The organism is Rhodococcus sp. 5G237 (assembly GCF_053764735.1).
Map to the genome: position 1 here is coordinate 298,352 of NZ_JBSNCD010000002.1, position 14,080 is coordinate 312,431.

Genomic DNA, 14,080 nt, shown 5'->3' on the forward strand with positions numbered 1-14,080 from the left:
CGTGTGGTCTGCACCATGGTCGCCATGACCGCACTCTCGCCGGCCCCGGCACCGTGGGACGAAGCGCCCAAGCAGGCGGCACCGTGGGACGAAGCGCCCAAGCAGGCGGCACTGCGCACGGTCGCGAACATGCTGTTCAATGCCGGACTGACCGGGCGCCCGGCCCGAGCCGCCGACGAACTGCTTGCCCCCTACGCCGAGCAGGGCGCCGAGGACGTGGCCGTCACCAATTTCCGGCGCGGAACCGACGAAGGGTGCCGGGTCGCGGGCCGCGCGGTGACCGTGGTCGACACCCCGGCCGGTGAGGTGGCGGTCGGCGGCTACTACTTCGGCGGTGCGGTGCATGCCACCGGCACCGGGATCCCCGACACGCTCCTGGTTCGTCCGCGGGTCTCCGCGACGCTCGCGCTGCGCGTCGGACGACGCATCGACCGGCCGGACGCGACGGTCGCAGAGATCCTCGGTGCAGTGGACGGCGTGCACGCAGCGCTGGTCGTCGCCTGCCCACGGGTCGGTGAGCCCGCAGGTTCGACGGTCCTCGAGTGCATCGCGGACAACGCTCACGCCGGGCACGTCGTCGTCTCCGACACCTGGATCGTGCCGTCCGGTGCCGACCCGGCCGGAACCCTCCTCGACATCGAGGTGGGCGGTGCCACGGCTCTGCACCGGCCGCACCCGTCCGCCTCGCTGCACCTGGTCTCGGCGCTGCGCCGAGCGATCGCGCTGTTCGGCTCGGTGTCCGTCGGGGAGGTGCTCGTCCTCCCGTCGGCCGGTCCGGCACTCGAACTCGGTCCGGGAGCGACTGCGGTGCTTCGTTCGCAGGTGTTCGGGACGGTGACGGTCGAGCGGGCGAAGGGGGAGTACGAGGACGGCTTCGAACCCCTGACCCACGCGTACGGTCGATAGGGACTTCCCTACCGTGCCGGTGGGTGTGGTTGACTTCGACACCTGGGGGTGACCGTCGTCATAGGTGAAAGGCAGTGAACCGTGAGTTCCGGAAACCCTCAGGAATCGGCCGTCAACGTCAAGCCGAGCATCGCCGTCGGCCGTGCGCTCTCGCTGCTCGACGCCTTCCTCGACGCCGGGCACACCATGAGCCTGACCGAACTGGCCCAGCTCACCTCGCTGCCGAAATCGACGGCCTTCCGGATCCTCGGGCAGCTGACCGCCAGTGGCCACGTCATCCGCAACGGCAACCAGTACCGTCTCGGCATCAAGATGTTCGAGCTGGGCAACCACTTCGTCCACAGCCGTCCGACCGGGCTCAAGGAGGTCGCCGCACCCCTGCTCGGTGACCTGTTCCTGCACGTCGGTGCCACGGTGGGACTGTCCGTCCTCGAATCGTGGGACGTCATCCTCATCGACCAGATCACGAGTTCACGCAGCCGGATCGTCACGCCCGTCGTCGGAGGCCGGGCCCCGGCCCTGAGCACCGCGTCGGGCAAGGCCCTCGTCGCCTTCCTCGACACCGAGAACCGTGAGAGGGCGGTCGCCCACCACGTCCGGCAGGAGCCGTGCTCGAGCCGTACCGTCCGGCACGCGGGCCGGTTGCGTTCGCAGCTCGCCGAGGTGCGCGAGAACGGTCATTCGTGGGCGTGCGACGAATTCAGCATGGGGATGAGCGCGGTCGCCTCACCGGTGCTCGTCAACGGCCGGCCGATCGCCGCGGTGAGCGTCTCGGCGGCGACGGGCCGGCTCGACAGGGTGAAGGCTGCCGCGGCGGTCCTGCGCACCTCCCGACTGATCGCCACGCAGTTCATCCGGGCGCGCGAGCTCGCACAGGACTACAGCACCTCGGAGCTGCAGTGGGACATCGAGGACGAGTTCGACCGGGTCTCCTGATCGCACCCTGCTGTCGGAGGGATGCGGCATAGTTCGGGGAAGAAGCCACGCAACGCTCTCCAACCGCACAACTTCGGGAGTCGCTGTGAAGAACCGGGCTCGATTCGTCGATGTCGAAGGCCGTCCCGCGATCCGCTTCGAGCGGGAGTACCCGTATCCGCAGGAACGCCTGTGGAGCGCGGCGACCGGGAGACCGCCGCGATGGTCGCCGCGGGCTGGACGGTCTGCCTCGACGAGTTCGACGCCCTGCCGGCAGGCGAACCGCCGTCGCAGGAGACCGACTCGGAGGCCTGGCGGCCGGTCTACGAGCTCCTACATCGCAGAAGGATTCCCGGCGGGTGCTCCCGTGCCGGGACAAGGAGGGGAGACCTCATGAGCGAGTCCGAGAAGGGCACCGGACCCAAGCTGTTGTCGGGTGGCAACCCGCAGATACCGAAGGGGATGGGCAGGGAACCGGTCGAGGCCTACATCGCGGCGATGCCCGAATGGAAGCACGACATCGGTCGGCGCCTCGACGAGCTGATCCGCGAGGAAGTTCCCGACGTCCACAACGCCGTGAAGTGGAACCAGCCGCTCTACGGCACCGCCGACGACAGCTGGTTCCTCACGTTCCGCTGCTTCACCAACTACGTGCAGCTGAGTTTCTTCAGGGGGAGTTCGCTCGACCCGCTGCCCGAGAAGGGGTCCAAGCATCCCGAGATGCGCTATCACGACATCCGCCGGCTCGAGGACCTCGACGAGGACAAGGTCCGGAAGTGGGTGAGGCAGGCCGCCGAGCTGCCGGGCGAGAAGATGTAGCACGCCGATGTTCGGGGGAGTGATCGGGCACACGATAGTTTGGAAGCATGACCACGCCTCTCCAGGACATCCCGATCAACACCCTCTCGGGTGAACCCACGAATCTCGGCGCGTACGAGGGCCACGCGGTTCTCGTCGTGAACGTCGCGTCCAAGTGCGGCCTGACCCCGCAGTACACGGCGCTCGAGAAGCTCGCGCAGGAATACCGCGACCGCGGACTGTTCGTCGTGGGCGTGCCGTGCAATCAGTTCATGGGTCAGGAGCCGGGAACGCCGGAGGAGATCCAGGAGTTCTGCTCCGCCACCTACGGCGTGACCTTCCCGCTGCTCGAGAAGATCGAGGTCAACGGCGAGAACCGGCATCCGCTCTACGCCGAGCTCACCAAGCACCCGGACGCCTCGGGCGAGGCCGGCGACATCCAGTGGAACTTCGAGAAGTTCCTCATCGCTCCCGACGGCACGGTCGCCGCGCGCTTCCGTCCCCACACGGAACCGGATGCGCCCGAGATCCTCGACGCCCTCGAAGAGATCCTGCCGGCCTGACATGTTCGGCACAGAAGCGCGGGACGCGCTGTACGACATCATCCGCATGCGTCGCGACGTCCGTGCAGAATTCAGCGGGGAACGGCTCGACGAGGAGACGCTGATGCGCATCCTGCGGGCCGCCCACCACGCACCCAGTGTCGGCAACACCCAGCCCTGGGACTTCGTCGTCGTGCAGGACGAACAGCGGCTGAAGGAGTTCGCCGAGCACGTCGCCGGTTGCCGACAGGCGTTCGCCGACTCGCTCCCCGAGGACCGGAAGAGCACCTTCGACCCCATCAAGATCGAAGGCATCGTCGAATCGGGGACCGGCGTCGTCGTCACCTACGACCCCGAACGCGGCGGCAAGCACATCCTCGGCCGCCACACCATCGACGAATCCGGCCTGTTCTCGGCCGTGCTGGCGATCCAGAACCTGTGGCTCGGCGCGACCGCCGAGGGGCTCGGCGTGGGATGGGTGTCGTTCTACGAGGAGGACTTCCTCGCCGACTTCGTCGGAGTGAGCGCACCTGTGCGTCCCATCGCGTGGCTGTGCGTCGGCCCGGTCACGCGGCTCCAGGAAATCCCAGACCTCGAACGGTTCGGCTGGCGCAAGGGTCGCCCGCTCGAGGAGGCCGTGCACCGCGACAGGTTCGTGGCGCCGGGCGACCGGGAGGCCTGATCCGACGGGGTGGCGGCCGGTTCGTGAGTGCACGCGCCGGCCGCCACCCACTGCTTTCACAGCTCGGTCGCAACCTGCCGCTTCACAGCTCGGTTGCCACCTTCCGCTTCACAGGTCGGTTGCCACCTTCCAGGCACTGTGGACGGCGCCCTCGATGTAGTCGACCCGACCCGCGTCCCCGACGACGCGGACGTCGATGCCCGAGCCGGCCAGCTCGTCGGCGAGCGGTGCCGCCGCCGACACCCCGGACGCGACGACGACCATCCGGGCGCGCACCGACTTCGTCTCCCCACCGACCGTGAACTCCACCGTCTTCCGCGTGATGCGCCGAACGGTCGTGTTGCGATGGACCTCGAGACCCACCTCGCGCGCGTGCTTGACGGCAGTCCACCGGCGCGGCATCGCCATCGGCACCCCGAGCTGTTGCCCCTCGGCGAGCAGGGTCACCCGGCTGCCGCGCTCGGCCATGAACTCGGCCAGTTCGAGGCCGACGAGCGACCCGCCGATCACGACGACGTCCTTCGCCATCGGCAGGAAACGCAGGAACCGTCGGCTCAGATCGCGGATCCTCCGAGGGCTCGTGGTGATACCCGCGAGCTTGCCCAACCGGCCCATCACCCGCAGCACAGGCGACTGGCCGGAGACGTCGCCCGCGCCCGTCATGAGCGCACGCATACTGTCGCCGGTGTGCACGTGCGGCAGGTCCCCGCCCGGCACGGTGGGACGCTCCCGCACCGCGCCCGTCGCGACGACCACGACGTCCGGATTCAGGGCACGGATCGATGCGGCGGTGGCCTCGGTGCCGAGTCGCACATCGATGCCGAGGCGGGTGACCTCGGTTGTAAGCCACTTCAGCAACCGTTCGTTGTCGGGGGTGGTGAGGGTCGAGAACCACAGGGTCCCGCCCAGCCGGTCGGTTTTGTCCAGGACGGTGACGCGGTGCCCGCGCTCGGTGGCGACCCGTGCAGTCTCGAGCCCGCCCGGACCGGCACCGACCACGACGACGTGCTTCGGCGCCGCAGTGCGGACGAACGGCACGAGCGTTTCGTTGCCCAGCGCCGGATTGACCGCGCAGATGGGCGTGGCGTCCCAGAAGTTCTCCTGCACGCATACGTAGCAGTTGATGCACGGGCGGATCTGTTCGCTGCGCCCCTGTTTCAGCTTGGCGACGAGCGCGGGATCGGCCAGCAACTGACGGCCCATCGCGACGAAGTCCGTGACGCCCTCGGCGATCATCCGCTCGCCGACTTCCGGCAGCATGCGGCCGACGGTGATGACGGGGATGGACACCGCGCGCTTGATGACCGCGGCGTCGGAGGTGTAGAAGCCGACCTTGTCCGGCAACGGGCCGTCGGTGAAGTTCGCGAACGCGTTGAGCGCGGTGCCCGTGACGTGGAGGGCGTCGGCGCCGGCCTGCTCGAACAGCACTGCGGCAGCGGCGGATTCCTCGACGGTCAGGCCGTCCGTTTCACCGTATTCCTGCCCTGCCAGGCGCACGATGACGGCGAGGCGGTCGCCGACCCGGTCCTTGACCGCGCGGATCACCTCACAGGTCAGACGCGCCCGGTTCTCCAGCGACCCGCCGTACTCGTCGGTGCGCCGGTTCGTGTAGCGGCTGAGGAAGGCGCCGAGCACGTAGTTGTGGGCGGCGTGGATCTCGACGGCGTCCGCTCCGGCGGCAGCGACCCGGCCCGCTGCCTCGGCGAACATGCGGATCAGCCACTGGATATCGGTTTCGGTGGCTTCGTTGTAGGTGGCCTGCTTGCCCCCCTGGATCGCAGCCATGCGCTGCAGCTCCTCGGGGGTGCAGTCCGCCATGGCGCTCATGTCGCTCGGCGGCTTCGGGATGCTCGGTACCAGTTGCGGACGGCCCTGCAGAGTGTCGATACGAGCGACCTTGCCGTGATGCACCATCTGCACGCACAGCTTGCTGCCGGCCTCGTGGACGGCGTCGGCCAGCGCACGGAGACCGGGGATGAACCGGTCCTCGGACAGGCCGGGTTCCTTCGTGCTGGCGCATCCCGCCGGATAGGCGACCGCGCAGCATCCGGTGATGATCAGCCCGGTGCCTCCGGCCGCGCGGGCGACGAAATGATCGATGTCGCCCTGCTCGATCTCCCCGTCCTCGCAGAGGTTCATGTCCATGGCGGGCATCACTACGCGGTTGTCCAGGGTGATCGGCCCGATGGTGCCGGGGGAGAGAAGGCGCGTATAGGTCTGGTTCGGGACTGTCACGCCCGGACGGTATGCCCGCCTCGATGTGGTCGCCGACACAATCTCGATGAGCGGGATGCAAGCTGGTCCGACCGGGTTTCACCGAGACTTCCTCTGGTGGGCAGGGTGCTGTTAACCCGCGCGGGGCAGGCTCGGGGTCATGAGCGGACGGATGATCGTGTCGGTGTCGGGGATCCGGGACGTCACGCGTGATGTCGTGAACGACTTCGCGCGCGAGATGGATGCGCGTGGTGTGCCGTTGTCGCTGCTCGTCGCTCCCCGCCTGAAGGACCACTACCGTCTCGTGCGCGATCCGGCGACGCAGGAATGGCTGCTCGAACGACGCGAGGGCGGCGACGCGATCGTGCTGCACGGCTACGACCAGGCTGCGACGAAGCGTCGTCGCGCCGAGTTCGCCACGTTGCCCGAACACGAGGCTCGGCTGCGCCTGCTCGCGGCCGACCGCGTGCTCGAGGAGACAGGACTCCGCACGCGACTGTTCGCGCCTCCGCGGTGGGTCGCCTCGCCCGGAGCTGTGGCTGCACTTCCGCAGGTCGGTTTCCGGATGATGGCGGACGTCGCCGGAATCCGCGATCTCGCGGCGGGCACCGTGACGAGAACGCGGGTGTACGGCATCGGTGACGGTGCGAAGTCGGAGCCGTGGTGGTGCCGGGCGATGGTGATCGGAGCGTCGCGGGTCGCGCGGCGGGGTGAAGTACTCCGGCTGGCGATCGCGGCTCCCCGGCTCGCCGAGTCCGGACCTCGGCAGGCGATCCTCGACGCCGTGGACATCGCGCTGCACCACGGTGCAGAGCCGGCCGTCTACAGCTGGCACCGGCGCCCCGCAGGTACCACCGCGGCATGATCCCGCCGGCCTCCCGGGTGCTCCCGGTCGCGGCTTCCGCTCGGTAATGTTGGCGGCCATGGACGCTGACGTGATCGTGGTGGGGGCGGGACTCGCGGGGCTCGTGGCGGTCGGTGAACTGATCGACGCCGGTCGTAAGGTTCTGCTGGTCGATCAGGAGAACTCGAACAACATTGGTGGGCAGGCCTTCTGGTCGTTCGGTGGGCTGTTCTTCGTCGACAGCCCCGAACAGAGGCGACTCGGTATCAAGGACTCCTACGAGCTCGCCCTGCAGGACTGGATGGGCACCGCCGGCTTCGACCGCGAGATCGAGGACCGCTGGCCGAGGCGATGGGCGCAGGCCTATGTCGAGTTCGCCGCGGGGGAGAAACACGCCTGGCTGAAGCAGCGCGGCCTGAAGATCTTCCCGATGGTCAACTGGGCCGAACGTGGCGGATACGACGCTGCAGGGCACGGCAACTCGGTCCCGCGATTCCACATCACCTGGGGCACCGGTCCGGGCCTCGTCGAGATCTTCGAGCGCAAGCTCCGCGAAGGCGTCGAACGCGGACTCGTCACGCTGAAGCACCGCCACCGGGTCGACGAACTCGTCGTCACCGACGGCGCCGCCACCGGTGTGCGCGGGGCGATCCTCGAACCCACCGACGCGCCGCGTGGCGTGGCGTCCTCCCGCGCCGTCGTCGGGGACTTCGAGTTCTCCGCCGGAGCCGTCATCGTCACCTCCGGTGGTATCGGCGGCAACTACGACCTCGTGAAGAAGAACTGGCCGAAGCGGATGGGGGAGCCGCCGAAGCGCATGCTCAGCGGTGTGCCCGCGCACGTCGACGGCCGGATGCTCGAGATCACCGAGAAGGCCGGCGGGAACATCGTCAACCGCGACCGTATGTGGCACTACACCGAGGGCATCACCAACTACGACCCGGTGTGGCCCGATCACGGCATCCGCATCCTGCCCGGCCCGTCGTCGCTGTGGCTCGACGCCACCGGCAAGCGGTTGCCGGTGCCGTTGTTCCCCGGATTCGACACGCTCGGCACCCTCGAGTACATCGTGAGCACGGGCTACGACCACACCTGGTTCGTGCTCGACCAGAAGATCATCGAGAAGGAGTTCGGGCTCTCCGGTTCCGAACAGAATCCCGACCTCACCGGGCGCAGCCTTCGCCTGCTGCTGCAGCGGGTCAGGTCGGGTGCACCCGGACCGGTCGAGGCCTTCAAGGAGCGCGGTGTCGACTTCGTCGTCCGCGACACGCTCGCCGATCTCGTCGCGGGCATGAACGAGCTCACCCCCGAGGCGCCGCTCGACTACGAGCAGGTGCGTTCGGTGGTCGAGGCCCGCGACCGCGAGATGGACAACAAGTACACGAAGGACCTGCAGGTCGCGGCGGTGCGCTCGGCGCGCGCCTACGCACCCGACCGCGTCGTTCGCATCGCCGCGCCGCACCGGATCCTCGACCCGAAGGCCGGACCGCTCATCGCGGTCAAGCTGCACCTGCTCACCCGCAAGACGCTCGGCGGGCTCGAGACCGACCTGTCGTCGCGCGTCCTGCGGTCGGACGGGTCGGTCTTCGACGGCCTCTTCGCGGCCGGTGAGGTCGCCGGCTTCGGTGGTGGCGGTGTCCACGGCTACCGGTCGCTCGAGGGCACCTTCCTCGGCGGGTGCATCTTCTCGGGCCGGGCGGCAGGTCGAGCCGCCGCCCGCTGAACCTCCCGGCGGCGTCGACCGAGACAGCAGAGCGCGAAACGGTCGTAGGAGCGCGAAACATCCCGCGCCGACGACCGTTTCGCGCTCCGAAGCGTCAGACCTCGACTCCGTCCTCGTGCGGAAGCACGCGGAACTCGGTGCCCTCCGGCGCCATCTCGCTGTACCGGCCGTAGAAGATGCCGCGACCGTTGTCGTTGACGATGCCCTGGTGGATCGGCACGGCGACCCGCGGATTCACCGCGCGCAGGTAGTCGATCGCCTCCCAGATCTTGAGCCACGGCGCGGTCGACGGCAGGGCCAGCACGTCGACGCGCTCGTGCGGGATGTACAGCGAGTCGCCGGGGTGCAGCAGCCGCGACGGATTCTCGTCGTCGCCGACGAGGAAGGCCGTGTTGTCGATGACGGGCATGTCGGGGTGGATCACCGCGTGCCGTCCGCCGGTGCCGCGCACGGTCAACGAACCCACCGAGAAGGAGTCGCCGGGACGCACCGCGGTCCAGTCACCGTCGAGCAGGTTCGCCGACTGCGGGTCGGAGAACAGCTGCGCTCCGGGATTGGCCTCGAGGAGCGAGGGCAGCCGGGTGGTGTCGGCGTGGTCGGGATGCTGGTGGGTCACGAGGATCGCGTCGAGTCCGGTGATGCCCTCGAACCCGTGGGAGAAATTTCCGGGGTCGAAAAGGAGCTTCGCGCCGAGGTGTTCGACGAGGATGCAGGAATGGCCGAAATGGGTCAGTTGCATGCCGTCGAGTATGCCGTCGGAAGGAGCCCGATGACCGACTACGGACAGGAACTCTGCTTCGGCAGCTTCCTCACACCCTCCGCCGCCGACCCGGCGGGCGTCGTCGACCTCGCCGTGGTGTCGGAGCGCGCCGGACTCGACCTGGTGACGATCCAGGACCATCCCTACCAGCCGCGATTCCTCGACACCTGGACGTTGCTCGGGTGGATCGCTGCGCGCACCACGACCGTGACGGTCGCGCCCGATGTCGCGAACCTGCCCCTGCGCGGGCCGGTGATCCTTGCGCGGAGTGCGGCCTCGCTGGACCGGCTCAGTGGGGGTCGCGTCGAATTGGGTCTCGGGTCGGGGGCCTTCTGGGACGCCGTCGCCGCGAACGGCGGACCGCACCGCAGCCCCGGCGAAGCGGTCGATGCGCTGATCGAGGCGATCGAAGTGATCCGCGCCCTGTGGTCGGACGAGAAGGGCGCGGCCCGGGTCGACGGCACGTACTACCGGTTGACCGGCGCGAAGCGGGGCCCGTTCCCCGCGCACGCTCTCGGCATCTGGCTCGGCGCCTACGGCAGGCGGATGCTCGACGTCACCGGCCGATCCGCCGACGGATGGTTGCCGAGCTCGTTCGCCGCCGGGCCCGAGAAGCTGGGGGAGATGAGCGCCCTCGTCGACGAGGGCGCGCACCGTGCCGGACGTGATCCCGCCGCGATCCGTCGGCTCTACAACATCTCCGGCACCTTCGCGGACACCGCGGACGGGTCGTTCCTGCACGGGCCGCCCGAGGTGTGGGCCGAACAGCTCGCCGAGCTGACCTTGCGGCACGGGACCAGCACCTTCGTCCTCGGTAGCGACGAGCGGTCCGACCTCGAACGTTTCGCCGGTGAGGTCGCGCCCCGCGTGCGCGAACTCGTTGCTGCCGAGCGGCGTTGAACGGGGGTGACGGGTCTCGCACGAGCGGGACCTCGGCCGATGCCCGTCCCGGTGGCCACGGCCGGTAAACTGCTGGATGTCCGGTGTCCGTCCCCGGGCGCCAGCACTACTACCGAGGAGCAGCACGTGGCGCGTGTCGTCGTCGAAGTCATGCCCAAAGCCGAGATTCTCGACCCCCAGGGTCAGGCCATCACCGGGGCGCTGTCGCGGCTGGGCTTCGCGGGCGTGACCGACGTCCGTCAGGGCAAGCGTTTCGAACTCGAGGTCGACGGCAGCGTCGGCGACGAAGAGCTCGAGAAGATCGCCGAGTCGTTGCTCGCCAACACGGTGATCGAGGACTGGGCCATCCGGCGGATCGACGGTGACGCATGAGCGCACGCATCGGAGTCATCACCTTCCCGGGCACGCTCGACGACATCGACGCCTCCCGCGCGGTGAAGCTCGCCGGTGGTGAGGCCGTGAGCCTGTGGCACGGGGACGCCGATCTCAAGGGAGTCGACGCGGTGATCGTGCCCGGCGGCTTCTCCTACGGCGACTACCTGCGTTGCGGTGCCATCGCCCGGTTCGCGCCGGTGATGGGCAAGGTTGTCGAGGCCGCGCAGAAGGGCATGCCCGTCCTCGGCATCTGCAACGGCTTCCAGGTGCTGTGCGAGGCGGGTCTGCTGCCCGGCGCGCTCACCCGCAACGCCGGTCTGCACTTCGTCTGCCGCGACGAGTGGCTGAAGGTCGAGTCGAACATCACCGCGTGGACCTCACGCTACGAGGCGGGCGCCGAGATCCTCATCCCGCTCAAGTCGGGTGAGGGCCGTTACCAGGCATCGGAGAAGGTGCTCGACGAGCTCGAGGGTGAAGGTCGCGTGGTGTTCCGTTTCGCGGGCGACAACCCGAACGGTTCGCAGCGCAGCATCGCCGGCATCTCGTCGGCGAACGGCCGGGTCGTCGGTCTCATGCCGCATCCCGAGCATGCCACCGAGGCGCTCACCGGCCCCAGCGACGACGGACTCGGCATGTTCTACAGCGTGCTGGACGCGGTCGTCAACGCGTGACCGCCTGACCGGAACTTCCGGCGAAGCCCCCATCGACCTTCCCGGGTCGTGGGGGCTTCGCTCGTTCCGGCGGGCTCGAGGAATCCTCCGAACCCGAAGTCCCGGAACAGGAGAGACGGAACGAGGGACCCCGCCACCGTCCCGATCGGCTGCGGAATCCCTCGTCCCTACGACCCGGAGCTCGACCCCCCGATCAAGTCCCGGGCGCGATGTCGTCGTCATCCCCCATGCGCGACATCGCGGATCAGTCTGCCGGAGCCGAGCCGGCCTGTCCTGAGTAGGACTACCCAAATCGGGCACGTCCGTCGACGGGCGTTGCGTGTCGGTCCCCGGCAGTACTGTCGCGCCATGACAGCGACCATCGCGATGATCACCTTCGACACCACCGATCCCGCTCCGATCGCGAGCTGGTGGGCCGAGCGTACGGGCGGCCGAGTCGAGCAGGAGAACGACGGCTGGTTCTTCATCGTCGCCCTGCCGCAGGGCATCAGGCTCGGCTTCCAGAAGGTGCCGGATCCGACGCCCGGGAAGAACCGCGTGCACCTCGATCTCGCGGCCCCCGATCTCGACGCCGAGGTCGAGCGCTTCGTGCAGGCCGGTGCGAAGGAGGTCCACCGCGAGGACATGGGCGACGACTTCCGCTGGGTGACGCTCGCCGACCCCGAGGGCAACCTGTTCTGCGTCGCCGAGGGCCACTGACACTCGGCGTGAGGAGAGCGGCGCGGCGCTTTCGGTCGGCACTCCCGCTGTTCGTGATGCGAAGATGCAGTCATGTCTTCCACGCGTGCCGATGCTCGGGGTCTCTGTAATTTCGTCGACCTGTCGCCGTCGCCGTTCCACGTCTGCGCCACCGTCGCCGCGGCGCTGACCGAGGCGGGCTTCGTCGAACTGCACGAGCAGCAGGCCTGGCCCTCCGAGCCGGGACGCTTCTTCCTGGTGCGCGGCGGGTCGCTGCTCGCGTGGAGCACCGAGGGTGTCGCCGACGATCCGGCCGCGCCCTTCCGCATCGTCGGCGGGCACACCGACAGCCCCAACCTGCGGGTCAAGCAGCATCCCGATCTCACGTCGGCGGGCTGGCGGATGGTGGGGCTCGAACCGTACGGCGGTGCGTGGCTCAACTCGTGGCTCGACCGCGACCTCGGGATCTCGGGCCGCTTCACCGTGCGTGCGGGGGAGACGACCGAGGACGTCCTCGTCCGCGTCGACGCGCCGATCCTGCGCGTCCCGCAGCTCGCCATCCACCTGTCCGAGGACCGCAAGGGCGTCCAGCTCGACCCGCAGCGCCACGTCGACGGTGTCTGGGGAGTCGGCACCGAACCGCGCTCGTTCATCGCGTGGGTCGCCGAGCAGCACGGGATCGACCCGGGCGCGGTGCTCGGCTGGGAGCTGATGACCCACGACCTCGCACCGAGCGCAGTCGTCGGGCCGGGCCGCGACCTGGTCAGCGCACCGCGTCTCGACAATCAGGGCACCTGCTACGCCGGACTGCACGCCCTGCTCGACGCCGCGGAACACGTCGCAGCGCACGGTGGCCCGATGCCGCTCCTCGCCCTGTTCGATCACGAGGAGGTCGGCAGCATGTCCGACCGCGGCGCCTTCTCGGAACTGCTCAACACCGTCCTCGAACGGATCGTCCTGCTCCGGGGCGGTGGACGCGAGGAGTTCCTCCGCGCCCGCGCCGGCTCGATCGTCGCGTCGGGCGACATGGCACACGCCACGCACCCCAACTATCCCGAGCGGCACGAACCCGCTCACCGCATCGCGGTGAACGGCGGACCGGTCCTGAAGGTGAACCAGAACCTGCGGTACGCGAGCGACGCGACCGGCGCCGGAGCCTTCGCACTGGCCTGCGAGCAGGCGGGAGTCCCGCTGCAGCGGTACGTACACCGCGCCGACCTGCCGTGCGGCTCGACCATCGGCCCGATCACCGCGTCGAGGACCGGCATCACGACCGTCGACGTCGGCGCCCCGCAGCTCGCCATGCACTCGGCGCGCGAGTTCATGGGCGCGGAGGACGTGACGAGCTATGCGCAGGCCCTGACCGCTTTCCTGACCCCGGCATCGTGACCGCGTTCGCCCGCCCCGAAGCACTCGCCGGTGACACACTGAAGACGGTCGTGTCCGGTCGGAGAGAACGGGGGAATGCAGTGGACGTCCCGTCCTACCCCGATCATCTGCTGTCCCTCGCCGAGTGGGCGGCCCTGCCCGAATCCGACGGGCACCACGTGGAGGTGTGCGAGGGCGTGCTCGTCGCCGCGCCCGCGCCGGGGGCGGCGCACGAGCACGCCGCGGTGACCTTGGCGTTGCTCCTCGACGAGAAGCTGCCCGACGAATGGTGCGCGCTCGGAGGCGTCGAGGTGCTGGTCGCGGAGAAGCCGCTGACGGTGCGGTGCCCCGACGTGATCGTCGTGGGACGCTCCCTCGTCGACGCCGACCCCGATCGGGCGCCGATCTCCGAGGTGAAGCTGGTCGTGGAGGTCACCGTCGACGGCACCGCCCGCACCGACCGGGTCACGAAGTTCTCCGAATATGCGGAGGCCGGCGTCCCGCAGTACTGGATCGTCGATCTCGGCGGGCCGCCGGTGATCGCGACCTTCACGCTCGTCGACGGGTGGTACCGATTCGACGGGGAGCACTCGGGCACCGTCACCCTCGATGCGCTGGGCACCGAGGTGGCCGTCACACCGTCGGAGCTCGTGCCCGCACCGGTGAACCCCGTCGCGCCTGCGCAGCGATAGACTGATCCGCGG

General features: G+C 69.1%; 15 protein-coding genes. 13 read left to right on the forward strand and 2 right to left on the reverse strand.

The window, feature by feature from the left end; genetic code table 11:
- Positions 1 to 24: 24 nt before the first annotated feature.
- The 5 genes from ACWPOC_RS04695 to bluB all read left to right on the forward strand — a co-directional run bounded on the left by ACWPOC_RS04695 (position 25) and on the right by bluB (position 3,843).
- Positions 25 to 906: a hypothetical protein gene (locus tag ACWPOC_RS04695; RefSeq protein WP_455408092.1), complete on the forward strand. Its 882-nt coding sequence runs from the start codon at positions 25 to 27 to the stop codon at positions 904 to 906.
- 81 nt (positions 907 to 987) lie between these two features.
- Positions 988 to 1,842, forward strand: coding sequence for an IclR family transcriptional regulator (locus tag ACWPOC_RS04700; RefSeq protein ID WP_159416698.1), 855 nt, complete (start codon positions 988 to 990; stop codon positions 1,840 to 1,842).
- Positions 1,843 to 2,013: 171 nt separating this feature from the next.
- Positions 2,014 to 2,640, forward strand: coding sequence for a DUF1801 domain-containing protein (locus tag ACWPOC_RS04705; protein WP_268655152.1), 627 nt, complete (start codon positions 2,014 to 2,016; stop codon positions 2,638 to 2,640).
- 47 nt (positions 2,641 to 2,687) lie between these two features.
- On the forward strand, positions 2,688 to 3,182 hold the full coding sequence (locus tag ACWPOC_RS04710; protein WP_455408093.1) for a glutathione peroxidase: 495 nt from the start codon (positions 2,688 to 2,690) through the stop codon (positions 3,180 to 3,182).
- Between the two features lies 1 nt (position 3,183).
- Positions 3,184 to 3,843 (forward strand): 5,6-dimethylbenzimidazole synthase, encoded by a 660-nt coding sequence (gene bluB, locus ACWPOC_RS04715; protein WP_455408094.1) that lies wholly within the window; start codon positions 3,184 to 3,186, stop codon positions 3,841 to 3,843.
- A 108-nt stretch (positions 3,844 to 3,951) separates the two neighbouring features.
- Here the strand turns inward: bluB and ACWPOC_RS04720 are convergent, their stop codons facing one another.
- A complete protein-coding gene (locus tag ACWPOC_RS04720) occupies positions 3,952 to 6,078 on the reverse strand; it encodes an oxidoreductase (RefSeq protein WP_455408095.1) in 2,127 nt (708 codons plus the stop codon).
- A gap of 139 nt (positions 6,079 to 6,217) precedes the next feature.
- On the opposite strand from ACWPOC_RS04720, the gene ACWPOC_RS04725 reads away from it, so the two are divergent.
- Positions 6,218 to 6,922, forward strand: a complete 705-nt coding sequence (locus tag ACWPOC_RS04725; RefSeq protein ID WP_455408096.1) for a DUF2334 domain-containing protein — start codon at positions 6,218 to 6,220, stop codon at positions 6,920 to 6,922.
- 58 nt (positions 6,923 to 6,980) lie between these two features.
- Positions 6,981 to 8,624 (forward strand): FAD-binding dehydrogenase, encoded by a 1,644-nt coding sequence (locus ACWPOC_RS04730; RefSeq protein WP_268655155.1) that lies wholly within the window; start codon positions 6,981 to 6,983, stop codon positions 8,622 to 8,624.
- Between the two features lie 94 nt (positions 8,625 to 8,718).
- Here ACWPOC_RS04730 and ACWPOC_RS04735 read toward each other — a convergent pair whose 3' ends face one another.
- A complete protein-coding gene (locus ACWPOC_RS04735) occupies positions 8,719 to 9,363 on the reverse strand; it encodes an MBL fold metallo-hydrolase (RefSeq protein WP_455408097.1) in 645 nt (214 codons plus the stop codon).
- A gap of 30 nt (positions 9,364 to 9,393) precedes the next feature.
- On the opposite strand from ACWPOC_RS04735, the gene ACWPOC_RS04740 reads away from it, so the two are divergent.
- The 6 genes from ACWPOC_RS04740 (at position 9,394) to ACWPOC_RS04765 (ending at position 14,068) form a co-directional block, all read left to right on the forward strand.
- Positions 9,394 to 10,284 (forward strand): LLM class flavin-dependent oxidoreductase, encoded by an 891-nt coding sequence (locus tag ACWPOC_RS04740; protein ID WP_455408098.1) that lies wholly within the window; start codon positions 9,394 to 9,396, stop codon positions 10,282 to 10,284.
- Between the two features lie 126 nt (positions 10,285 to 10,410).
- Positions 10,411 to 10,656, forward strand: a complete 246-nt coding sequence (gene purS / locus ACWPOC_RS04745) for a phosphoribosylformylglycinamidine synthase subunit PurS (protein ID WP_006551824.1) — start codon at positions 10,411 to 10,413, stop codon at positions 10,654 to 10,656.
- Positions 10,653 to 11,330, forward strand: a complete 678-nt coding sequence (purQ, locus tag ACWPOC_RS04750) for a phosphoribosylformylglycinamidine synthase subunit PurQ (protein WP_455408099.1) — start codon at positions 10,653 to 10,655, stop codon at positions 11,328 to 11,330. Before purS ends, purQ begins: the two co-directional genes overlap by 4 nt.
- Positions 11,331 to 11,678: 348 nt before the next feature.
- Positions 11,679 to 12,029: a VOC family protein gene (locus ACWPOC_RS04755; RefSeq protein WP_455408100.1), complete on the forward strand. Its 351-nt coding sequence runs from the start codon at positions 11,679 to 11,681 to the stop codon at positions 12,027 to 12,029.
- Between the two features lie 72 nt (positions 12,030 to 12,101).
- Entirely contained in the window at positions 12,102 to 13,397 is a 1,296-nt protein-coding gene (locus ACWPOC_RS04760; RefSeq protein ID WP_455408101.1) for a M18 family aminopeptidase, read from the forward strand.
- Positions 13,394 to 14,068, forward strand: a complete 675-nt coding sequence (locus ACWPOC_RS04765) for a Uma2 family endonuclease (RefSeq protein ID WP_455408102.1) — start codon at positions 13,394 to 13,396, stop codon at positions 14,066 to 14,068. Before ACWPOC_RS04760 ends, ACWPOC_RS04765 begins: the two co-directional genes overlap by 4 nt.
- Positions 14,069 to 14,080 lie beyond the last annotated feature (12 nt).